This window comes from Gillisia limnaea DSM 15749 (assembly GCF_000243235.1).
In the GTDB taxonomy this organism is placed as follows: domain Bacteria; phylum Bacteroidota; class Bacteroidia; order Flavobacteriales; family Flavobacteriaceae; genus Gillisia; species Gillisia limnaea.
On the sequence record NZ_JH594606.1, the window covers coordinates 2,271,476 to 2,294,820 of the forward strand.

Here is a 23,345-nt window from a genome sequence, read left to right on the forward strand (position 1 = left end):
GTTTAAAATTCTGCGTTTTGAGGAGTCCGGGGGAAAGGGATTACATCCCGGATATTGGTCATTCCTGTAACAAAAAGCACAAGACGTTCAAAACCAAGGCCGAAGCCACTGTGAACGCAGGTTCCAAATTTGCGGGTATCCAGATACCACCAAAGTTCTTCCTCGTCAATATCCAGTGCCTTCATTTTTTCTTTTAGAACATCCAGTCGTTCCTCCCTTTGAGAGCCTCCTACTATTTCTCCAATTCCCGGGAATAGAATATCCATAGCGCGCACAGTTTTTCCGTCTTCATTAAGACGCATATAAAACGCCTTAATGTTTGCAGGATAATCAAAAAGTATGACGGGGCATTTAAAGTGTTTTTCAACCAAAAACCGTTCATGTTCGCTTTGAAGATCGGTTCCCCAATCTTCTATAGGATACTGGAATTTCTTTTTCTTATTGGGTTTGGAGTTTTTAAGGATATCAATAGCTTCGGTATAACTTACCCGTTTGAAATTGTTTTCGGTTACAAATTCCAGCTTTTTAAGCAAACTCATTTCGCTGCGTTCTACCTGGGGTTTAGACTTCTCTTCTTCCTCGTGTCGTTTATCCAGGAATTCAAGATCGTCTTTGCAGTGTTCCAAAACGTATTTTACCACATATTTTATAAAATCTTCCGCAAGGTCCATATTCCCGTCAAGATCGCAAAAGGCTACTTCCGGCTCGATCATCCAGAATTCGGCTAAATGCCTGGAGGTGTTTGAATTCTCAGCTCTAAAAGTAGGTCCAAAGGTGTAAACCTGTCCCAGCCCAAGGGCATAGGTTTCTGCTTCCAATTGCCCGGATACAGTTAAATTGGTCTCCTTTCCGAAGAAATCTTTTTTATAATCTATGGATCCATCCTCATTTTTAGGAGGATTTTTAAGATCGAAAGAAGTCACTTTAAACATTTCACCAGCGCCTTCAGCATCGCTTCCGGTAATAATAGGTGTGTTTACGTAGTGAAAATTATTTTTCTGAAAGTAACTGTGAACCGCAAATGAGAGCTTGCTTCGAACCCGCATTACAGCTCCAAATGTATTGGTGCGAATTCTTAAATGGGCCTGTTCCCGAAGTTTTTCCAAACTGTGTCGCTTTGGAGATAAAATAGTAAGTTTTACTTCTTCCGGGTTTGCATCTCCCAGGATTTCTATAGATTTTACTTCTACTTCAACACTTTGCTGGCTTCCAACACTTTCCTTTAACGTTCCAACTACCTTGATTGCAGCGCCAATATTAATGCGTTTTAATGTTTCTTCTTTGGTATTTTCAAAATCTATAACACATTGTAAATTGTTGATGGTGGACCCGTCATTAACAGCTATAAACCTGTTACTTCTAAAAGCTCTTACCCATCCATTTACTTCTACTTCCTGTAGAAATTGATCACTGCTTAATAATTCAGCAATTTTTAATTTTATCATTTTGGTTATATTTTTTAAAAAATCAAAGATAAATCTTCCTTGTTAGCTTAGCAAGAAGCAATTTTTGATTTTATTGAAATTTATTCCCACCCTTGGGAATTATGAATTACTCTTATAGGAAAGCTTCAAATTGGCTGTTTTAAAAGGCAAACCTAAGGTTTTTTTCGCTCGTTTAAAATATCATCTTCTTCAGCGATAATCTGGATTGCCGGTTCTTTTAAGGTTTCCTTATTTGCGATGCTTTTTTCCAATGAAAGCAGGAGTGAAGGTAAGAGTATTAAATTGGACAACATTGCAAAAAGTAAGGTTGCCGAAACCAAACCTCCAAGGGCTACCGTTCCTCCAAAACTGCTAATCATAAATACCGAAAATCCAAAGAAAAGGACAATGGAAGTATAAAACATGCTTACTCCTGTTTCTTTTAATGCTGCATAAACCGATCGTTTTATTTTCCAGTTATTGGCTTTTAATTCCTGCCGGTATTTTGCAAGAAAATGGATTGTATCATCTACAGAAATCCCAAACGCGATACTGAAGACCAGAATGGTGGATGGTTTTATAGGTATTCCCAGGAACCCCATCATTCCTGCAGTTACAAGTAAGGGAAGTAAATTGGGAATAAGTGAAACCAGGATCATTCTGAAAGAACGAAACATCCAGGCCATTAATAGTGCAATAAGTAAAATTGCAAGTGATAGTGAAACTATCAGGTTTTTTACCAGGTAGGTTGTTCCTTTTTGAAAGATCAAAGCCTTTCCGGTCATGGTTACTGTATAACGTTCTTCCGGGAAAATTTTCGTTATCTGGGGCCTCAGGTTCTCTTCGATACGCTCCATTTTCTCAGTGCCAATATCCTTCATGAAGGTGGTTATCCTGGCATATCTTCCGGTGGAATCCACGTAAGAATTTAAAATAGCTCCTTCCCCGGAAATTCCTTTTAAATAAGGAGCGATAAAGTTTTGTTCCTGTGAGGTTGGTAGCTGAAAATATTTAGGATTCCCATTGTAATAGGCCTGTTTGGTGTATTTTGCCAGGCGGACTACCGAGAGGGGAGTGGAAAGCTCGGGAACTTCAGCAATAAGGTTTTCAAGGGATTCCATCCGTTTTAGAGTGGCTAGCTTTAAAGCTCCTTTTTCCTGTTTGGTGTCAATTAAGATCTCCAGAGGCATTACTCCGTTAAACTCTTCTTCAAAAAACCGGATGTCATGGAAAAAATCTGCATCCTGTGGCATATCCTCCAGCAGGCTCCCGGAAATTTTAATAGTATAAATCCCAATGATACTTGTTGCCAGAAGTATGATCGAAATTATATAAATGGTGACTCGGTGATTTCTCACCATTCGTTCTGTCCAGGCTGTAAATGCACCAATCCATCTTTTATTTAAATGCTTTAAATGTTTGTCTTTTGGTACAGACATATAGCTGTAAATAATGGGGATAATTACCAGGCTTAAAAGAAAGATGGCAATAATATTGATGGAGGCAACGATTCCAAATTCCTTTAGTAAGGTGCTGTCGGTTAATATAAAAGCGGCAAACCCGGATGCGGTGGTCACATTGGTGAGCATGGTCGCATTTCCCACTTTAGAGATGACCCGTTGCAAGGATTTTGCCTGATTTCCGTGGATTTTTATTTCCTGCTGATATTTATTGATGAGGAAAATGCAATTGGGAATCCCAATCACAATAATAAGGGGCGGGATTAATGCAGTGAGCACGGTGATCTCAAAATGAAGCAGCCCAATTATTCCAAAAGCCCACATAACTCCAATCATCACGGTAACCATCGCAATTACCGTTGCTCTTATAGATCGGAAGAAAAAGAAGAAGATCAGGGATGTCACCAAAAGTGCTGCACCTATAAACAGGCCTATTTCATCTGTGATGTTTTTGGCATTAAGGGTTCTTATATAAGGCATTCCCGATACATATACATCAAGGTTTGTATCTTCCTCAAATTGTTCGATGAGGGGTTGCAATTCCTCAAGAACAAAATCCTTTCGCTCGATAGAATTTACAATCTCTTCCTTTAAATAAACAGCAGTTTGTATGGTTTTAGAATTTTCGCTGTAAACCAGGCCTTTATAAAATGGCAATTTATTGAGCAGGTCATCTTTATAAGCTTTAACCTGGGCACTAGTCCATTCTTTATCCTGAATAAAAGGAACCATCTCAAACCTGCTCGGGTCATCAAATTTTTCCAGTTTTTTGAGATTACCAATCGCGATAACATTTTCAACGGCCTTAAAATTTTCGAGATCCCGGGTTAAATTGTTCCAGGCGGTAAATTTTTCGGGTGTGAAGAGTGAAGAGTCCTTAACCGCAATTACAATGAGATTGCCTTCTTCCCCGAATTTATCCAGAAAATCATTGTAGATCTGGTTTATTTCGTGATCATCTGGCAGTAAGTTGGCTTCGGTATGTGAAAAGCGCATATTTTGCCATTGAGTGGCTAAAAATGCAGTTATTAAAATAATTATGAATATGAATATAACCCTGTTTCTAAGAATTACACGGGCTATGGAATTCCAAAATCCAAAACTGAAAATTTTTGACATTGCTGGTTTTTATTCGCCTGCAAAGGTATAAAATGTAGGGATAATAATTGACTGTAAGAGGATTATTCCCAACAATGGCTTTGCCTTCCAAATGACCATCTGTCCCGTTTGGGTGCGATCTCAACAAAATTTCGGATGTTAAGTTCAAAATTCAGGCTTGTGAAACTTATTACAGTGTAAGGGAAAAGGTGAATTTAAAAGCGAAATTTTCCTTAAAGGTGGGTAAATGGTAGGCTCCATATCTATACGCTACACTTAGCCCAAAACCTGCATAGATCTTGCTGAGTTCCAAACCTGCTTCAGAAAAACCTTCCTTCAGGGATTTGAATTCAATATTTTGATGAGGCGCCATGTTTTTAAAATCTCCAATAACATGCCTGGAAATAATAGAAAATTCAGGCCGAATCTTTTCAGTTATTGAAATAGGACGAAATGTATGTCTCATATGAAGTGCCACCTGGCGTTCACTAAAAAACTCGTTGAAAAACATAGTTTCGAAAACAAGTCCACCTGCGACTGAAAACCGCCCCGGAATATCCGGACTGTTGGGCTGGTTGGGCGAAGCATGAAAAGCCTGTGTGAGCGGAATGTCTCCAAAGCTTTGATTTCCTCCCAGGGTGAATTTGGTTGAGGATTGGTTTATCCTATTTATTTGGTATTCTGCTTTTAAACCTATTTTGGTGAAATTAAAATCCCCACCTAAAAAGTCGGCAAAACTCTGAGATATTTGTCCGGTGAACTGCGGATATCCTTTTGCGACCACTGCATGGCTTTCAGGAGTGTTTACAAATTTGCTGAAAGGTCTCCATAGAATACCAATTTTAGCCTCGCTTATAGTGAAATCTCTATAAACTTTCCCATTATTCAAAAACGCATAATCCTCTATTTGAGAAATATCGCTGGTGGAAACCATAAGTTCCGTGTTAATATTCGGGGCAAGTCTGTGTTCAACCGAAGTTTGAAAAGTTTTATGCCTGTAGAAGTAATCTATATTGGCAAAACGGGGTCGAAGAATGGAGAATTCATTGATACCCTGAATGTAATTATGACTGGCTATTTCCCGTATTCCTTTGCTATATTTTGCATTAAACCAGGTACCGGTACGTTGATTTAAGAGTGCTCCGGCTCCTAAGCCATATTTAAATTCCCTGTCCTTAAACCCGTACGCCACATGACCTTCCAAACGGAATTTTGTGGAGAAATTAGGGTTGGTCTTCCCTCCAATTCCAAGCCTTATACCCTCATATTTGTTGTAATTTACAAATTGCCCCAAATCAAAGTCTATAGCCCCTATTGGGTAATATCCATTTGAAATAGCTTTTTTAACCTCGATCTTTCGCTCAATATCCCGCATCCGGATCATTCTTTCTACCCGCAAAGCAGTGAACTCATCTTCAAGCGTGAAAGGTTCCTGGCGATTGCCTTCCCAAAAATTGACAGATTTCCGGGATGCATCTTCTGGTACATAGATAGCGGGTTGCGATTTTTTGAGATTTAACTCCAAATTAAACTTCCTGTCGTAATAGGTCGTTTTAGAAGTGAGGTATAAATTTTCCTCAACTTCACCGGTTGACAAAAAATCATTGAGTATTGATTTTTGCCGCTGAAGGGTACCCACAGAAATACTTCCGCCAAATACCGAAATGTCTTTTCCGCCTTTGCCTGGTTTCAGGGTCACCGATTGATTTGAAGGAAACCAGATATTTTCATTTTCATAAAAGTCATAAAAATGATTTATTTCCAATTCTACAGCTCCTAATAATTGAGCCCTGGCTTTCTGTATGGCAAAGGAAACAGTATCCAGATATAATATCCCTTCCAGACCCGCAACCGTTTTTTCGCGTTTTGGCTTAAAGTAGATCACAAAGGCCGGTCTGTTTTCATTAGTTACCGTATCCAGGACTTTATAGCTATAATTTTTTAGTGCATTTTTACTCAACGGTCCGGCATAATCTGTTTTAAAAATTACGTAATCCTCTCTATAAAGCGAAAAAGCCTGTACATCTAAGGATAAAATATCATAAACAGGTTTTTTAAACCCCGCCGTTTTTATTCCTTCTACTATTTCTAATTGAGAACCGGGTGCTTCATAAAGGTGAGTGGATACCTTTTCAGAGAGGTAGGAACGTCCCTGATTGATAATGGTTTTTATATCAAGGTTTGAAGTATCTGTTTCCACCCTAAAACCCCGATCCTGGTTATCTATAATGAATTTATTATAACTTTTAAACTGATAGCTTTTCAGCCGTCTTTCAGGATCATTAATGGACTTCTTCTCAATTGCCTTTTTTATTAATTCATTCGCCGGATCTTTTCCTGAATAGAGTACCACTTCATTTAGCATTTCTTCCCTGGGAAGGAGTTGAATTTCATAATTTTCTTTTTCTGAAGAAAGCGAAATTTGTTGCGAATAAAATCCAATATAAGAAACAGTAAACGTGGAGTCCTGTGTTTGCGTATTTAGCTGAAAAGTCCCATCAATATTTGTAAGAGTTTCATTTTCAGGAGAAAGTTGAACAGTGGCATAAGGGAGCGGTTCCTGCGTTTCTGAATTCAACACAACTCCGGTGATGATCTTTTGAGCAGAAATGGTCGGTGCGGAAAGAATAATCAATAAAAGCAGAAATAGGCGCATATGATTATTGGTTCATCAAATTATTTGGGAAAAGTAGTGTTTAAAAAAGATCAGCTTCATAATATTTTATTAAATAATATTTTGAAGCTGATGTATTTTTAATTTAAGAAGAGGATGATTAAATTTTAAACGGTCATGATCTCTTTTTCCTTGTTGTCAAAGATTGAATCTACTTTCCGGACATATTTATCTGTAAGTTCCTGAATGGTTTCCTCCCCAATTTTAGCCAGATCTTCAGAGATTTCAAGTTTTTTTATTTCATTATTGGCAGACTTCCGGTCATTTCGAATCCCGATTTTAGCTTCTTCAGCCTCAGCTTTTGCCTGTTTAGCCAGGTCTTTTCTTCGTTCTTCGGTTAAAGGCGGAACGCTTATAATAACGCTTTCACCATTATTCATGGGATTAAATCCAAGGTTTGCTACCAAAATCCCTTTTTCAATGTTTGGGATCGTTCCTCTTTCAAAAGGTTGAATAGAAATAGTTCGGGCATCGGGTGTGTTCACATTCGCAACCTGGTTTAATGGGGTCATGCTTCCGTAGTAATCTACCATTACACTACCCAACATAGCTGGGCTGGCCTTTCCGGCACGTATATTAAGAAGTTGTTTCTCCAAATGCCTGATAGCATTTTGCATATTCTCCTCGGTACTTTCTATAATAAAATCTAATTCTTCACTCATTTTTATTAAACTTAAAATTTAAAAAATGTAAGGTTTTTGGATTTATAAATTCACTTTTGTTCCTATTTTTTCTCCGGTTACCACCTTTAAAAGGTTTCCGGGCGTATTCATATCGAATACAATAATAGGTAATTCATTTTCATGGCTTAATGTAAAAGCAGTGGTATCCATTACTTTTAGACCTTTTTTTAATACATCCTCAAAGGTGATGAAATCAAATTTTGTGGCAAGCTTATCTTTTTCGGGATCTGCCGTATAAATTCCATCTACACGGGTTCCCTTTAAAATAATGTCTGCTTTTATTTCGATCGCTCTTAAAACGGCAGCAGAATCTGTAGTGAAATATGGATTTCCGGTACCACCTCCAAAGATCACGACACGTCCTTTTTCCAAATGCCTGATGGCTCTTCTGCGAATAAAGGGTTCTGCTACAGAATTTATTTCGATGGCTGTTTGCAACCGGGTTTGAACTTCAGCATTTTCAAGCGCGCTCTGTAAAGCAAGACCGTTTATAACCGTGGCGAGCATTCCCATATTATCTGCCTGCACCCTGTCCATTCCTTTGCTTGCCCCGGCAACGCCTCTAAAAATATTTCCTCCGCCAATAACGATAGCAACCTCAATACCCTTTTCTATCACCGTTTTTATTTCCTGGGCATATTCTGCCAGTCTTTCGGGATCAATACCATATTGCCTGGTTCCCATAAGGGCTTCCCCGGATAATTTTAAAAGAATTCTTTTGTATTGCATAGTGATATTAAAATAAGTTGTGCAAATATATGTAATATCTTAATTTGTAAAGAATCTCTGGCAGATGTTTCCGAAAAGCGGTAAGTTTTTTTGAAAAACCCCTTTCATATTTCCTCCAAAAAAACGAATTTAACCTGATTTTGAATAGACTGTCAGGTTATATAATGGCCGGGTTTTTGCTATATTTGATTTTCAAAAAATTAAAAAATATGTTTGGATATTATATCATTGCCGGACTCATATTTATCGTGAGTTTATATGTAAGCAATAAGCTGAAGAGCAAGTTTAAGAAGTATTCCCAGGTCCATCTTCAAAACGGGATGAGCGGAAAGGAAATCGCTGAAAAAATGTTACGGGATAATGGGATTAATGATGTAAAGGTTATTTCCACCCCTGGAATGTTAACCGATCATTATAATCCTGCAAAGAAAACGGTAAACCTTAGTGAATCTGTATATACGCAGCGAAATGCCGCCGCCGCCGCCGTTGCCGCTCACGAATGCGGTCACGCGATTCAACATGCAACCGCTTACAGCTGGCTTACTATGCGAAGCCAATTGGTTCCTATGGTAAGTATTGCTTCTAAAATGTCTCAATGGGTAATTCTGGGAGGTTTGCTTTTAATGGCAACCACAGCAATTGGTAGTACTATTTTACTGGTAGGTATCATCTTGTTTGGATTAGGCACTTTGTTTAGTTTTGTCACGCTACCTGTAGAGTACGATGCGAGCAAGAGAGCATTGGTTTGGCTGGAAACAGAAAACATGTTGAGTCCGCAGGAGCACGAAGCCGCTGAAGATTCCCTGAAATGGGCAGCCAGAACTTACGTAGTAGCTGCGGTAGGATCTCTTGCAACCCTGTTATATTTTGTTAGTATTTATTTAGGAAGAGATTAATAAACAACTTTTTAAACAAAAAGAGCTGTCCAGAAAAGGCAGCTCTTTTTGTTTATATAGGGATTTCCGATAAATTTTACACTCTATTTTTAGTTTTTAGGCGCCTCCTTTTATACCGGGTATGCGCTCATCCAGTAGCTTCAATCCTAATCCTTCAGTTCCCATTAAATCAAATAATTCCAGGATTCTTCGCATCGTTTGCTCTTCCTCCATTTGCTCGTTCACGAACCATTGAAGAAAATGTTCGGAAGCAAGATCCTGCACTTTTCGGCATTTATAAACAATGTTATGAATGGATTTTGTGATGGCTATTTCCTGTTCCAGGGCCGTTTCGAAAATCTCTTCCAGGGAATTAAAATCGTGCGCGATTTTACTAACTTCCGGAGAATAAGCGGTACCTCCGTTATCATTTATAAACCGGAAAATTTTAATCATATGTTCCCGCTCTTCAAGGGATTGATCATAAAAGAATTTAGCACTGTTGTCCAGGGCATTGTGATCGCACCAGGAAGCCATTGCCAGGTAGGCGGAAGAGGAATGAGCTTCTTTTTCTATTTGTTTATTTAAAAGATCCATGATCTCTACATGGATGCTTAAATTTTGTCTTACCAGATCTTTCATATGGAGCTATTTATTGTTTTTTATTGGTCCCCCGAGCTATCGGGGGTAATTCGCATGTCTTCATCGGTGCTTGCAACGAGTTTCCGTTATGCTCATTTCATAAATTATTTTTTATAAAGTTAAGTAAAAGTTAGGGCATTCCCTAAATTCCGAAGAGATTTAGAAACAGTCTAAAGCGGATTGATCGAAGAAGTAATTACACCTAACAAGCGATCATTGAGTTGATCTCCAGTGCTGTAAATGTATTGTTGAGAAGTTTTTTGAGATCCAGGATCTCCAAAGTATTGAAGATGAAAAGATGCTCTTTGTTGCAAAGCATAAGGATTTCTATTCCCTGAGAATTCTCACCGTTAAAGTGGGAATCAAGATCAATATTAAGTAGCTTTTGCCGAAATGATAACAGCTGGCAAAAACTCATTTTAACCGTTTTGTGATTAAAATCTATATAGAAGCAACGACTCCCGTCACATTGATAGGAACTAAAAAACCGGGATTGATCAAGTATTCTCATTTCGAAAGCGAAATTAAATCTTATTTAGAATAATTCCAAATATTAAATCTTAATTTGTCTTTGAATTTGTTGATTTAGGGAAATAAAAGTTTCGGTCCTTGAAACCCCTTCAATAGCCTGTATATTTTTGTTTAGCACATTCATTAAATGTTCATTGTCCTTACAAAGGATCTTTAAAAAGATAGACCAGTTTCCGGTGGTATAATGACATTCTAGTACCTCCGGGATTTCACGAAGCCTTTTTACAGCTTGTGGATTACTAACAGCTTTATCCAGGAAAACTCCAACAAAGGCTAGCGTTTTATAGCCTAAAACCCGGGGATTAATTTGAAGTTTTGAACCTTCAATTAAACCGGCTTTTTCAAGTTTCCTAAGCCTTTGATGTATGGCTGCGCCACTAATTCCAATGCCCCTTGCTATTTCCAGGATAGGCTTGCGCGCATCTTCCATCAAAAAATTTAAAATGATCTTGTCAATACCATCGATGCTTACTTTTTCATCTGTTACTTTCATACAGGTTGATTTGGGAGGGACAAAAGATACTTTACTTTATTTAATTTCCAACCGCTCCAAAAGGATTATAGCCCAAATATTCGGTCTCTTTTTCGTTAAAAACAATTCCATGAGATTCCAATTCTTTTAAGATGGGCTCATAGACTTCCTTTGTGATGGGGATTTGTACACCCGGAGTTGTGATTTTTTTGTTTAAAATTGCCAGCGTTGCAATTCCCACAGGTAAGCCTACTGTTTTTGCCATTGCTGTCTGGATTTGATCTTTTCCAATATGTACCATCGTAGAGTCTATCTGTTTCTTTTCCCCGTTAAGTTCATATCCAAATTTGTGATACATAACAATCATATCCTTGTCATCCTTAGCCAGGGTCCATTTATCGGACAATATTTTTTGAAGTGCCTGCGCCGGGGTTGCATTTTGAATTCCTATTTTTTTATCGGCATTGAAAATATCAAGTTCCTCCAGTTTATCCCACATAATGTCATCCTGATCTATTTTTAAATTATGCCGAAGTTTAAGCTCTACAGTATCGGTTGGGGAATAAGGAAGAAAGGAATTCACGAAATCCCGGTAACTCATATTTTCAGAATCATGAAGTTGGTAGCTGTCATCTGTCATTCCAAGTTGAACAAACATATTCCAGGCATGGCTAAAACCAACTCTTCGAATGGTTCCCCGGTAAAGCGTTAATATATCGTCCAGACCATAAATACTTTTATAATCCAGCGAATTCCGGTTGGCATAACCTTCAAACCTACCGTAGTTCTCAATGTTTAGAAATTCTGTCCTTCGGAATAACCGATGATAAGGAATATATTTAAATTTTCCTTCCTGAAGGAACTCTGCAGTACCACCCTGTCCTGCAACAACAACATTTCGCGGATTCCAGGTAAATTTATAATTCCAGAGATTGGTATCGCTTTCAGGAGCTACAAGTCCGCCGGTAAAGGATTCAAACATCAGCATCTTTCCTCCCTTATCTTTAATGCGGTTTATCACCTGCATCGCACTCATATGATCAATCCCGGGATCAACTCCTATTTCGTTCATAAATACAAGTCCGTTTTCTTTTACCTCCTTATCCAAAGCCTGCATCTCTTTACTTACGTAAGAAGCGGTAACCAGAGATTTTTTCAATTTTACGCAATCCCGGGCAACTTCTATATGGAATCTTGCCGGAAGCATAGAGATTACGATATCGGCCTTTTTAATGGCAGATTGGCGGCTAATACTGTCAAAAATATCCAATTGAAGTGCCTTGCATTGTTCATTATGATCGCAGAGATTTTTCGCCTGTTCCAGGTCAAGATCTCCAATGGTGATATATAAATTCTCCTTTTTCGAATTATTCAATAGATATGCTATTAGCGCAGCGGTAGATTTACCTGCACCAATCACTAATATATGTCTCATAATAAAAATTTCTTAGTTAGTTTTGTAGGCATAAGAAATACGAATGTACTTAAATGTTCACACTAAAAAAACTAAACAATGGGTAGAAGATTTTATGTTGCCGGATTTTTATTTGGATTAATCGCGGTAATTATGGGCGCTTTTGCAACTCATGGATTAAAACCTGTCCTTACTCCAGCATCTTTGGATTCTTTTGAAACCGGGGTGAGATTTCAAATGTACCATTCCCTTCTGTTTATTTTGTTGGGGACCATGAAACCCTTGAGTCAAAGACTCTCAAACTGGGTTTTTTTACTGCTTTTAGGAGGGATACTATTGTTTTCCGGATCTATCTATTTGCTCGCCACAAATTCCCTAACAGGCTTTGACTTTACTACAATCGCCCTCATTACTCCTTTGGGAGGTAGTTTGTTAATAGGCTGTTGGGCGCTGCTTTTAATCTCTTTTGTAAAGTTAAAAAAGAAATAAAATAGGTGATTTTCGCCTGCTATCAATTTGAGATTATTTACTTTTGTAAGCCTAAACAATCACACAACTTAAATTTTTATGTTGGCAAACAATCAAATTACGAAAACGATTTCGTTAAAAAAGTACGGAATAAACAACAACAGAGTTCACTATCAGCTTTCTCCGGAAGAACTTCACCAAATCACTATTGATAAAAATCAGGGGGTTGAGGTAAATTCTGGCGCATTAGCAGTCAATACCGGGGAATTTACAGGCAGATCTCCCAAAGATCGTTTTATTGTAAAAGATGATGAAACAAAAGATAAAGTATGGTGGGGCGATATAAATATTCCTTTTGATGCAGATAAATTTGATGCTTTATATGATAAGGTGGCAGAGTATCTTTCTCAAAAAGAAGTCTTTGTAAGGGATACCTATGCTTGTGCAGATGAGAATTACAGGATGAACATTCGGTTGATCAATGAATATCCCTGGTCGAATCTTTTCGCTTATAATATGTTTTTAAGACCTGAAGAATCCGAACTTCAAGATTTTAGAGAAGACTGGGTCGTACTTAATGCTCCTGGATTCAATGCAGATCCTGAAATAGATGGAACCCGCCAGGGAAATTTCTCAATTCTAAATTTTTCAAAAAAGATCGCATTAATAGGTGGAAGCGGATATACCGGAGAGATTAAAAAAGGAATATTTTCTGCCTTAAACTTCATACTTCCGGTACATAAAAATGCACTTCCTATGCACTGTTCAGCGAATATAGGGCCGGAAGATGATACTGCGATTTTCTTCGGATTATCCGGAACTGGAAAGACAACTTTGTCTGCAGATCCTGAAAGGAAATTGATAGGGGATGACGAACATGGATGGACCAATGAAAATACAATTTTCAACTTTGAGGGTGGTTGTTATGCAAAAGTAATTTCCTTGTCTAAAGAAAATGAGCCCGATATTTACAACGCTATCAAAAAGGGGGCAATCCTGGAAAATGTAATTATTGATGAAGATGGCAATGTGGATTTTGAGGACAAATCTATCACTCCTAATACCAGGGTAAGTTATCCAATAGAGCATATAAGCAATATAGCCGTTCCTTCCATTGGAAGAAACCCAAAAAATATATTTTTCCTTACAGCCGATGCTTTTGGAGTTTTACCACCAATAAGCAAGCTAACTCCCGGACAGGCGGCATATCATTTTATAAGTGGATATACTGCAAAAGTTGCGGGTACCGAGGCAGGAGTAGATGAACCTCAGCCAAATTTCTCTGCCTGTTTTGGAGCACCGTTTATGCCGTTACATCCTACCAAATATGCTGAGATGTTAAGCAAAAAGATGAAGGATGCCAATGTAAATGTTTGGTTGGTGAACACCGGATGGACCGGTGGGGCTTATGGAACAGGAAGCAGGATGAAACTAAAATATACCCGCGCTATGATAAAAGCAGCGCTAAAGGGAACATTAGATAATGTGTCCTTTACACAACATCCTGTTTTTGGGTTACAGATGCCGCAAGAATGTGAAAATGTTCCGGATGAAATTCTAAATCCAAGAGAAACCTGGAAGGATAAAGTGGCTTATGATGCTAAAGCAAGAGAATTGGCTAACTCCTTCAAAGCAAACTTTAAAAAGTATGAGGAGAATGCAAATCAGGAAATTTTAGAAGGTGGACCTTTAAATTAAAGAGATTTCCATACATATCAAAAGGCCGGTAATTTTTAAAAATTACCGGCCTTTTGATATATTGATTTTAGGAAGCTATGTTACTTCTTATTTGCTTCCTTTATATATTTTTGAAGTGCCATTGTCATGGAAGGGGTTTCCGGGGTTGGTGCCTGTATGTTTACAACCAGTCCGTGCTCCTTTGCAGCCTTAACAGTGGTATTCCCAAAAACCGCAATGCGGGTATCTTTTTGCTCAAAATCGGGAAAATTCTCGAACAGGGATTTTATTCCGCTGGGGCTAAAGAACACCAAAACGTCGTAATACACTTCTCTTAAATGAGAAAGATCACTAACTACGGTCTTGTAAAAGGTGCCCTGCTTCCAATCTATACCTAATTTGTTTAAAGTTTTAGGGACATCGGGCTTCAGCATATCTGAAGACGGCAACAGGAACTTTTCATTTTTGTATTTTTTGATATAGGGCGCTAATTCAGAAAAAGTACGCTTTCCAACATATATTTTTCTTTTTCTATACACCACATATTTTTGAAGGTAATATGCCACTGCATCACTTAAACAAAAATACTTTAAAGTATCGGGCACTTTGTAGCGCATTTCTTCTGCAATTCTGAAATAATGATCTACAGAATTTCTACTGGTTAAAATGATTGCAGTATAATGGGAAAGATCGATTTTTTGTTGACGAATATCCTTAGAAGAAACTCCTTCTACATGGATAAAAGGAATGAAATCAATTTTTACTTTTTGCTTTTCTTCGAGCTCGGAGTAAGGTGAATTTTCCAACTTAGGCTCCGGTTGAGAAATCAAAATTGTTTTCACTTTCATAGATGGCTGATTTTTTAATTCCCTTAGGTCCTTATAATTAACTTGTATAAAATTATATAAGGAGCTATTTCAAGAGCGCAAAGGTACAAAATAAAATAGAACAAATTAGACGTGATAAATCCCTGATTTTTACTTATTATATTCACATAACTAAAAACCAATGCGGCTGCTAAAAGAGCACTGGTTAAATAGAACACCCAGTCGCTCGGAGTGCCTGAATAAACAAGGAATATGCAAACAATGAACAATCCTAAAGAGATAAAATTTCTATAGCTGTGTTTTTGAAAAAGATAGTTTTCTATCGGTTCATCAAGGTCAAAAATGTTCCCTATAATTTTTTCTACTGTAACCTTGAGCAGGATCAAAAAACTATAAGCTGTGAAAATCCGTAAAAATAAAACACCTGTTTCCTGTATTTCAGGATCTATAAATGCGCGGTAAAGCACAAATATAAATATGGATGCAATAAGCATGTGTACGATCAACATTAGGACATTAAAACCAAAAAGCGTTTTGTGTTCCCTGGATTTGATCACCATGTATTTCCCGGAGGAGAACAAGGCTATAAAATCTTCAAACCTGTATGGGTAAAGTTGTTTTGCAATTACAAGTAATAATAATACCAATAAAATAACAAGCGTCATTAAATCGTTGGGAGTGCTATATCTTTCAATTATTTCCAAAAATAAAATTTTTATAAAGGTATCATTATTACGGTTAAAAGTTGGAAGCAAATTTGAAGTTGCTAAGCGCAAAATTAGTTACATTTGCGCAAAAAATAAGGCATGTCTCATGGGATTATTATAATACCAACATATAACGAAATTGAGAACATCGAGCGTTTAATAAGAAATATTTTTTCTTTACAGCGCAAGTTTCATATATTGGTAGTAGATGATAATTCACCAGATAGCACTGCCGCTATGGTAAGGGAATTACAGTCTGAATATTTTGGAGCTTTATTTCTGGAAGAACGGGAAGGAAAATTGGGATTGGGAACGGCTTATATACACGGATTTAAATGGTCCCTGAAAAGAGATTATGAGTATATTTTTGAAATGGATGCCGATTTTTCTCATAGTCCAAACGATCTTATAAGGTTATATAATACCTGCGCCAAAAAGGGGGCAGATATGGCGATAGGCTCCCGCTATGTTACCGGAGTAAATGTTATAAATTGGCCAATGAGCCGGGTACTGTTGTCCTGGCTGGCTTCTAAATATGTTAGGGTGATAACGGGAATGGATATTCACGATACCACTGCTGGATTTGTTTGCTATAAAAGAAAAGTGCTGGAAACAATCGATTTGGATAGAGTACATTTTGTGGGGTACGCCTTTCAAATTGAGATGAAATTCAAAGCATATCAGCATAAATTTGAAATAAAGGAAATTCCTGTGATTTTTACCGACAGAACCAGGGGAACTTCCAAAATGAGTGGAGGAATAATTTCTGAAGCTATATTTGGGGTAATTAATATGAAATTAAAAAGTCTTTTTAATAAGATGACTAAGTGATGAAAAAGGTTTTAATAAAGAATGCGCGTATTGTTAACGAAGGAATAATCAGGGAAGGTGATGTATTCATTGAAAATGGCATTATTGCGGAAATAGCCGACAGTATTAGTGCCAAATCACCGGATGTAAATATTATAGATGCAGAAGGAAATTTTTTGATACCTGGGGTGATAGATGATCAGGTTCATTTTAGGGAACCTGGACTTACTCATAAGGAAACTATTGAAACAGGATCCCGGGCAGCTGTTGCCGGCGGTATCACTTCGTATATAGAGATGCCAAATACATTACCGCAAACCACCACCATGGAGAAGTTGCAGGAAAAGTTTGATATGGCTAAAAAATCCTCTTATGCCAATTATTCTTTTATGTTTGGTGGGACGAATGATAATCTCGAGGAAATCTTAAAAATTGATCCCAAAACCACTGCAGCCCTTAAATTATTTTTGGGATCCTCTACGGGAAACATGCTGGTAGACGATCCAAAAGTCCTGGAAGAGATCTTTACCAAGTCCCCTGTAATGATTGCGGTGCATTGTGAAGATGAAGCAACTATTAAAAAAAACCTGGAGGAATGCATAGCGCGTTACGGAGATGATATTCCTGTTGAATTACACTCCAAAATAAGAAGTGAAGAAGCCTGTTATATTTCTTCTTCTAAAGCGGTGGCGCTGGCTAAAAAGACAGGCGCAAGATTGCATGTTTTTCATCTTTCAACAGCAAAGGAAATCGCTCTTTTTGATAATAAGAAACCTTTAAAAGATAAAAAAATCACTGCAGAGGTTTGTGTACATCACCTTTGGTTTAACGATTCCGATTATCAGAAAAAAGGAACTTTCATAAAATGGAATCCTTCTATAAAAACCAAAAAGGATCAGGACGCTTTGTTGCAGGGATTGTTGGACAACCATATTGATGTTGTGGCAACAGATCATGCCCCGCACACCAAAGAAGAAAAGAAAAATGTTTATACCAAGGCGCCAAGTGGTGGTCCTCTGGTGCAACACGCGCTTCCTGCAATGCTTCAGTTACATCATCAGGAAAAGATAAGTCTGGAGAAAATTGTAGAGAAAATGTGCCATAATCCGGCGATTTTATATCAAATTGAAAAGCGCGGATTTATTCGTGAAGGCTATAAAGCCGATCTTGTTTTAATCGACCTGAATTCTCCCTGGGCAGTGCAACCAAGTAATATTGTTTACAAATGTGGTTGGTCTCCTTTTGATGGGGTTACGTTCAAGTCCAGGATCACGCATACCTTCGTCAATGGACATTTGGTTTACAACAATTTCAAGTTTCCACAATTTTCGAATGTGGCAGAGCAATTAACCTTTGACCGAAAATAGCATGAAGCCTTACCGGATCTTTATTTTTGCCCTGTTCCTGGTTTCCTGCCAAAATGTGGAAAAGGTAAAAGAACCGGAAAATTTAATTTCTGAAGCGAAAATGACAGAAGTCCTAACCGATCTTTCCCTGCTTAACTCTGCCAAAAATTTTAACAAGAGGATCCTTGAGGAAACCGGTTTAAAGCCAGATGAATATCTTTACGAAAAACATGGAATAGATAGCCTGCAGCTGGCACAAAGCAATGAATATTACGCAAAAAATTATGATAAGCTGGAGAGCATTTATCAGCGGGTAAAGGTGAAACTTGAAAAAATGCAAGTTGATTTGGAGAAGATTCAGAAAGAGGAAACACGAATTAAAGATTCTATAAAGCTTGCCGATTCTATTTCCCGAAATAAATATGATTCCCTGTCCGTTAGACCAATATTTAAAAAACCATTTATTGACAGCCTGGTTTCAGAGAGTCTTCCGGTATGGCAAAATTAGGTTCATTATTATCGCTGTTCTCTGAAGATTTTGCCGGTTTGTTGAATAACCTGCTTAACCGGATCAAATTGAAAATCAAAGTCTGAAATAAACTTCTGGTTACTGTAAAAAGTATGTTCAAATAAAGTTTTTATATCTTTTTTGGCAATTTGTCGCTTTTTCCCGAATAGCATACCTGCCAAATATTGATAGATCCAACCAATAAAAACCATCCATGGTTTTAAAGGGCGTTTAGGCGCAGGTTTATCAATACTTTTTGCAATCATTTCCAGAACTTTTTTGAATTTCAGGTTTTCTGCCACAATTATATACTGTTCATTTACAATTTTGGATTCCATCGCGCGTATGGCTGCGCTCACTACGTCCCGTACCCCTACAAAGCCTGTGGTTTTTGGGAAATGGTAGTTTAAGCCGGCATCAATTCTATTAAAGATTTGTCCGCTTCCGGAATCCCAGAATCCCGGTCCAATGATTACTCCAGGATTAAGAATTACAACAGGAACTCCTTCCTGACAACCTCTCCAGACTTCAATTTCGGCTCCGTGTTTTGAAATGGCGTAATCGCTGTGATTTTGTTCCTGGTACCAGGTGAAATTTTCAGAGATCTCTTTTTCCCCGGGAGTTAGATCCATCGTGGAAATAGAACTTATAAAACAAAGTTTCCTAATTCCGCCGGAAATACACAAATTCACAATATTAGCGGTTCCTTCAATATTGATCTTTCTCAGTGCTTTTTCATCTGCAGGATCAAAAGAGATCAAAGCGGCACTGTGATATACGTAAGAAATTCCTTTAAATGCCTTGGTTAGGTCACTAATATCATTGAGATTGGCTTCCTGCCAATCGATCCTGCTAAAATAAAGTTCGGTTTCTTCAGAAGATAAATAATAAGAGAACACCTTTTTTACAACAAGTAAGTTGCTGCTTTTTCTATAAATGGCCCTTACCTTATTTCCTGCTTTTAGTAAATCAAGCAATAAATGAGCGCCTACCAAACCTGTTCCTCCGGTAACTAAAATCATAGGGTAAATATAGCTATTTCCATTTAGGAAAAATCACAGGGTTTGGTATCTTTACGCCTGTTTTAGAATAAAATTACACTGATGAATAAAAATTTTGTTGAAGAGATTACCTGGCGCGGAATGTTATACGATGTGATGCCAGGCACCGAAGAACATTTACTGGAAGAAATGCGATCTGCTTATATTGGTTTTGATCCAACGGCAGATTCCCTGCATATTGGCAATTTGGTTCCTATTATGTTACTGGCACATTACCAACGTTGCGGACATAGGCCGGTTGCCTTGGTTGGAGGAGCTACAGGAATGATAGGGGATCCTTCAGGGAAATCGAGCGAACGAAATTTACTTGATGAAGCTACCCTGCGCCATAATCAAGAATGTGTTCGCGAACAGTTATCCCAATTTCTGGACTTCACATCAGGAGCCAAAAATGAAGCCTTGATGGTGAATAATTATGATTGGATGAAGGATCTTGGTTTTCTCGAATTTATCAGGGATGTGGGAAAACACATTACAGTGAATTATATGATGTCCAAGGATTCTGTTAAGAATAGATTATCCGGAGAGTCTACTGAAGGAATGTCCTTTACAGAATTCACTTACCAATTGGTACAAGGTTACGATTTTGTTCATTTATATAAAACCCATAAGTGTACCCTTCAAATGGGCGGGAGTGACCAATGGGGAAATATAACCACCGGGACAGAGCTTATTAGAAGGATTGGAAATGGAAAAGGTTTTGCGCTTACTTGTCCTTTGATTACCAAGAGCGATGGAAGTAAATTTGGAAAAAGTGAAAGCGGGAACATCTGGTTAGATTCTAACAGGACATCTCCTTATAAATTTTACCAATATTGGTTGAATTCCAGCGATGAGGATGCCGAAAAATATATTAAAATATTCACTTTTTTAGATAAAGAAACTATTCAGAAACTTATTTCACAGCATAAAGAAGCTCCTCATATGCGTTTGCTTCAGAAAGCTTTGGCAAAAGAAGTAACTAGTACGGTTCATAGTGAGGAAGAATATGAAAACGCCGTAAAAGCCTCTGAAGTTTTATTCGGAAAAAGTACAGCAGGCGACTTAAAAAATCTGGATGAGGCCACATTGTTGGATGTATTTGAAGGCGTGCCACAGGCGGAGATTTCACGGGCTGAAATAGAATCTGGATTAGACATGATCGCGGCACTTTCAGCAAAAACCAATTTTTTGAAATCCAATGGAGAAGCACGGAGAGCATTGAAGGAAAACGCTATTTCGGTAAATAAAGAAAAGGTTGGAGAAGATTATAAAATCACAACTTCTAATCTTATCAATGACAAGTACATTATAATAAACAAAGGAAAGCGCAATACATATATTATTAGAGTTCTTTGAAATACAAAACCCCTTCAAACAGGCGTTTAAAGGGGTTTGCAACTAACTAACCAATCTAATATGAAAAAACTTCATTTAGCTGTAAACAAAAACCTAACCAAAAATTATGTTTACATGGCGTAAGTCGTAGAAAATAGTTTTTTATTACATCTGTAAATGTTAAATTTTATTTAGCTTTCAATTTAATGCAGAATTCGTTATTCAAATTCAGTATTGTCCGGTAAAAGAGTAAAGATCGCTTCGCTGCAAGAATAAAGAAAAAAGACTAAATACAACCTACTGAATATCAATGTTCTTTAAGTAAGGTTTTTAAATAATGAAACTAAATGTTCATTTTTTCTAAAGCAAGGTTTGAAAAAGGAAAAACATCCAAATAGCCCTTCATCATTCATATTCCATCAAGTCAGAAAAACTTTATCGGACAACAGTGATCCAAATTATGAATTCATAACATTCAATTGACGATTCTATAATCTCAGTTGTTAGATGATTGGCGCTTCTTTGATTATTTTTATTTCCTAAATACCGTAATCATGGAAGTAAGAGATACTTTTAAAATAGCAACCTTTATTATATTCCTGTTTTCTTATTTACTGGCTGTAATGATGCTTATGAATTTTGGAAACACCAGGTACCTTATTTTTCTTGGGGTAGCTTGTTCGCTCTCTTTAATACTCTTTCTCTTAAGTCACGTAATTTTTATCAAAAAATAAAAATATGGCATACATGTTTTATAAGGTACTCAAGGATCTGCGCAGTTAAATCCTCTTTCAAAAGAAAAGATTGCATTAAAAAAAAGACCGTCTAATAATAATCTTTTCAGACAGCCTCTTATTTTGAATTTGGCTGATTCATTACAATTTCACATATAAAAAAAGCTATAAGCTATTTTTTTAAAGATCCTCTCTTTACTCTCAAAGTACAGTGCAAAAATAATATGAAAGCCTGGTTTAGAGATTAACTTAAGGTAAAGGAAATGCCAAGAAATCCATTGATGAGTGCTTAAGGAAGTAGCTTGCCCGGTGGTAGTATTCTTATAATACCATAAGGTTACATCCTCTTATATCACTATTATCAAATCTTCCCAGAATTTCTATAGATCCATCTGCGTTTATTTTCCCCAAATCCTGAGTCGCGATAAAAGAGCAGGAATTTATATTGGCAAGGTCTATAACATTTATTCCGCCGGTTTTTCCTTCAGGAAGATAGGTGAGTGCGTCTTCCGGATCACGGATAAGGATCTTCATCCATGCTGGGCATTCAAAACTGCCATTTCCTTTTGAATAAGCCTGGGAAAGAAGTTCTGTCATTCCATACTCACTGTGAATATGAGAAACTCCAAATCCTTTTTTTAAAAGTTCGTGTAGTTCGGTACGAATCATCTCCTTTCTTCTTCCTTTCATTCCCCCGGTTTCCATAATAATGGTGTTTTGCAGTTCAAATTTATATTTTTCCACCAGGTCAAGCAAAGCGAAAGAAACTCCAATAAGCAGTACTTTTTGCCCGGAATTGTCCAGAGAGATCAAGGTTTTTTTTAGATCGGATAAATTATTGAGGTAAAAGCCGCTTTTGGGATGCTGGCTTTTCCTTATTAGGTCATCGGCCATATAGATAAGGGAAGAGCCTTTCCGTTCCAGATAGGACGGCAAAAGTGCCAAAACCGCATAGTCCTTAATATTCCCGTAGACATGTGAGAATGCTTTTGTGAAACTTCGCTCATAAAGGCCAAGATCTGTCACATAATGTTTGCTGATGTTTTTTCCTGTGGTTCCGCTGCTGGTAAAGATTTTTTCAACAGGTGCTGTGGAAGATAGCAACCGTTCACTTTTAAAAAAATCTATAGGTATAAAAGGGATTTTTTGAATTTTATCCACCGTTTTCGGCTGTATTTGAAGCAACTCACAAAATCTTCGATATACCGGATTATTCGAAAATTGAAACCTGAAAACTTCCAATGAAACCGATCGAAATTCTGCTTCGGAAGCAATGGAAAAAATGTTGGAGTAATCCATATTTAAATTTAAAAAACGAAGTAGTAAAGGTAAAAATAAATGCCAAGGCGCGTAGTTCAAATTTTATATTTGAAAAGCTTCATGAAAAAAGGCCCCTATAAATAGGTGCCTTTGGTATATGAGTGTAAGAAAAAAAGCTAACGAACCACCAATTTTCTGGTGGCCTGGGAAGTTCCTTCACTTATTTTTAAAATATAAATCCCTGGAGTTAATTCAGAAACATCCAATTCTCTTCCTGTTATCCTGGCAGAAAGTATTTTTTTACCCAATACATTGAAGATTTCCACTTCTTTAACCTGATTCTTATCTGAAGTGATATATACCTTACTTCCTGTAACAGGATTGGGGTAAATAGCGAGACCTTCAATAGGTTTTTCCTGCGCATATGCAGGGAGATTGGTGTTTTGAGCCGTTATTGAACTGGACAACAGCAAGAAGCAAACCAATAAGAAACTTAATAAGTACTGTTGTTTCATTCTTTTTAAATAAGGTTATTACAAACTTACAATAAAAAATTCAAAAATAGTGCCACAACATCTTGCTTATTAAGTTAATACGATTATAAAAAAAAGGCTGCCGGGTAAGGGCA

22 protein-coding genes are annotated in these 23,345 nt (G+C 37.4%); 8 read left to right on the top strand and 14 right to left on the bottom strand.

Annotated elements, in window-relative coordinates:
* Positions 1–2: 2 nt before the first annotated feature.
* From asnS to pyrH, 5 genes are all read right to left on the bottom strand, one after another.
* Positions 3–1,445 carry an asparagine--tRNA ligase gene (gene asnS / locus GILLI_RS11965; RefSeq protein WP_006989374.1) on the bottom strand — a complete coding sequence of 481 codons (1,443 nt, stop codon included), beginning with the start codon at positions 1,443–1,445 and terminating at the stop codon, positions 3–5.
* A 152-nt stretch (positions 1,446–1,597) separates the two neighbouring features.
* Positions 1,598–4,003 carry an efflux RND transporter permease subunit gene (locus GILLI_RS11970; RefSeq protein ID WP_006989375.1) on the bottom strand — a complete coding sequence of 802 codons (2,406 nt, stop codon included), beginning with the start codon at positions 4,001–4,003 and terminating at the stop codon, positions 1,598–1,600.
* A 169-nt stretch (positions 4,004–4,172) separates the two neighbouring features.
* Complete coding sequence (locus GILLI_RS11975; RefSeq protein ID WP_006989376.1) at positions 4,173–6,638, bottom strand: DUF5686 and carboxypeptidase-like regulatory domain-containing protein; 2,466 nt, start codon at positions 6,636–6,638, stop codon at positions 4,173–4,175.
* A 125-nt stretch (positions 6,639–6,763) separates the two neighbouring features.
* On the bottom strand, positions 6,764–7,318 hold the full coding sequence (gene frr / locus GILLI_RS11980; RefSeq protein WP_006989377.1) for a ribosome recycling factor: 555 nt from the start codon (positions 7,316–7,318) through the stop codon (positions 6,764–6,766).
* Between the two features lie 42 nt (positions 7,319–7,360).
* A complete protein-coding gene (pyrH, locus tag GILLI_RS11985) occupies positions 7,361–8,068 on the bottom strand; it encodes a UMP kinase (RefSeq protein WP_006989378.1) in 708 nt (235 codons plus the stop codon).
* A gap of 209 nt (positions 8,069–8,277) precedes the next feature.
* Between pyrH and GILLI_RS11990 the strand changes: the two genes are divergently transcribed.
* Positions 8,278–8,964 carry a zinc metallopeptidase gene (locus GILLI_RS11990; RefSeq protein WP_006989379.1) on the top strand — a complete coding sequence of 229 codons (687 nt, stop codon included), beginning with the start codon at positions 8,278–8,280 and terminating at the stop codon, positions 8,962–8,964.
* A 96-nt stretch (positions 8,965–9,060) separates the two neighbouring features.
* Here GILLI_RS11990 and GILLI_RS11995 read toward each other — a convergent pair whose 3' ends face one another.
* The 4 genes from GILLI_RS11995 to GILLI_RS12010 all read right to left on the bottom strand — a co-directional run bounded on the left by GILLI_RS11995 (position 9,061) and on the right by GILLI_RS12010 (position 12,023).
* Positions 9,061–9,585, bottom strand: coding sequence for a ferritin (locus tag GILLI_RS11995; RefSeq protein WP_006989380.1), 525 nt, complete (start codon positions 9,583–9,585; stop codon positions 9,061–9,063).
* 202 nt (positions 9,586–9,787) lie between these two features.
* Entirely contained in the window at positions 9,788–10,003 is a 216-nt protein-coding gene (locus GILLI_RS12000; RefSeq protein WP_245545629.1) for a hypothetical protein, read from the bottom strand.
* 135 nt (positions 10,004–10,138) lie between these two features.
* Positions 10,139–10,609, bottom strand: coding sequence for an Lrp/AsnC ligand binding domain-containing protein (locus tag GILLI_RS12005; protein ID WP_006989382.1), 471 nt, complete (start codon positions 10,607–10,609; stop codon positions 10,139–10,141).
* Positions 10,610–10,649: 40 nt separating this feature from the next.
* Positions 10,650–12,023 carry a saccharopine dehydrogenase family protein gene (locus GILLI_RS12010; RefSeq protein WP_006989383.1) on the bottom strand — a complete coding sequence of 458 codons (1,374 nt, stop codon included), beginning with the start codon at positions 12,021–12,023 and terminating at the stop codon, positions 10,650–10,652.
* Positions 12,024–12,101: 78 nt separating this feature from the next.
* Between GILLI_RS12010 and GILLI_RS12015 the strand changes: the two genes are divergently transcribed.
* Both GILLI_RS12015 and pckA read left to right on the top strand, forming a co-directional pair.
* Positions 12,102–12,491: a DUF423 domain-containing protein gene (locus GILLI_RS12015; protein ID WP_006989384.1), complete on the top strand. Its 390-nt coding sequence runs from the start codon at positions 12,102–12,104 to the stop codon at positions 12,489–12,491.
* A 78-nt stretch (positions 12,492–12,569) separates the two neighbouring features.
* Positions 12,570–14,168, top strand: coding sequence for a phosphoenolpyruvate carboxykinase (ATP) (gene pckA / locus GILLI_RS12020; RefSeq protein WP_006989385.1), 1,599 nt, complete (start codon positions 12,570–12,572; stop codon positions 14,166–14,168).
* 80 nt (positions 14,169–14,248) lie between these two features.
* On the opposite strand, the gene GILLI_RS12025 is transcribed toward pckA, so the two are convergent.
* Together GILLI_RS12025 and GILLI_RS12030 are read right to left on the bottom strand one after the other, a co-directional pair.
* A complete protein-coding gene (locus tag GILLI_RS12025; protein WP_006989386.1) occupies positions 14,249–14,995 on the bottom strand; it encodes a uroporphyrinogen-III synthase in 747 nt (248 codons plus the stop codon).
* A gap of 23 nt (positions 14,996–15,018) precedes the next feature.
* On the bottom strand, positions 15,019–15,678 hold the full coding sequence (locus GILLI_RS12030; RefSeq protein WP_006989387.1) for a DUF4271 domain-containing protein: 660 nt from the start codon (positions 15,676–15,678) through the stop codon (positions 15,019–15,021).
* Positions 15,679–15,780: 102 nt separating this feature from the next.
* Between GILLI_RS12030 and GILLI_RS12035 the strand changes: the two genes are divergently transcribed.
* The 3 genes from GILLI_RS12035 to GILLI_RS12045 are packed head-to-tail and all read left to right on the top strand — an operon-like array spanning position 15,781 to position 18,345.
* Positions 15,781–16,512: a polyprenol monophosphomannose synthase gene (locus GILLI_RS12035; protein ID WP_006989388.1), complete on the top strand. Its 732-nt coding sequence runs from the start codon at positions 15,781–15,783 to the stop codon at positions 16,510–16,512.
* Positions 16,512–17,858, top strand: a complete 1,347-nt coding sequence (locus tag GILLI_RS12040; protein WP_006989389.1) for a dihydroorotase — start codon at positions 16,512–16,514, stop codon at positions 17,856–17,858. Before GILLI_RS12035 ends, GILLI_RS12040 begins: the two co-directional genes overlap by 1 nt.
* Positions 17,845–18,345, top strand: coding sequence for a DUF4296 domain-containing protein (locus GILLI_RS12045; protein ID WP_245545630.1), 501 nt, complete (start codon positions 17,845–17,847; stop codon positions 18,343–18,345). Before GILLI_RS12040 ends, GILLI_RS12045 begins: the two co-directional genes overlap by 14 nt.
* Positions 18,346–18,353: 8 nt before the next feature.
* Here the strand turns inward: GILLI_RS12045 and GILLI_RS12050 are convergent, their stop codons facing one another.
* Positions 18,354–19,367: an NAD-dependent epimerase/dehydratase family protein gene (locus GILLI_RS12050; protein ID WP_006989391.1), complete on the bottom strand. Its 1,014-nt coding sequence runs from the start codon at positions 19,365–19,367 to the stop codon at positions 18,354–18,356.
* An 81-nt stretch (positions 19,368–19,448) separates the two neighbouring features.
* On the opposite strand from GILLI_RS12050, the gene tyrS reads away from it, so the two are divergent.
* Together tyrS and GILLI_RS12060 are read left to right on the top strand one after the other, a co-directional pair.
* On the top strand, positions 19,449–20,744 hold the full coding sequence (gene tyrS / locus GILLI_RS12055; RefSeq protein WP_006989392.1) for a tyrosine--tRNA ligase: 1,296 nt from the start codon (positions 19,449–19,451) through the stop codon (positions 20,742–20,744).
* A 533-nt stretch (positions 20,745–21,277) separates the two neighbouring features.
* Complete coding sequence (locus GILLI_RS12060) at positions 21,278–21,457, top strand: hypothetical protein (RefSeq protein WP_006989393.1); 180 nt, start codon at positions 21,278–21,280, stop codon at positions 21,455–21,457.
* Between the two features lie 321 nt (positions 21,458–21,778).
* On the opposite strand, the gene GILLI_RS12065 is transcribed toward GILLI_RS12060, so the two are convergent.
* Positions 21,779–22,756, bottom strand: a complete 978-nt coding sequence (locus tag GILLI_RS12065; RefSeq protein WP_006989394.1) for a LuxE/PaaK family acyltransferase — start codon at positions 22,754–22,756, stop codon at positions 21,779–21,781.
* Positions 22,757–22,893: 137 nt separating this feature from the next.
* Entirely contained in the window at positions 22,894–23,232 is a 339-nt protein-coding gene (locus tag GILLI_RS12070) for a T9SS type A sorting domain-containing protein (protein ID WP_006989395.1), read from the bottom strand.
* Positions 23,233–23,345 lie beyond the last annotated feature (113 nt).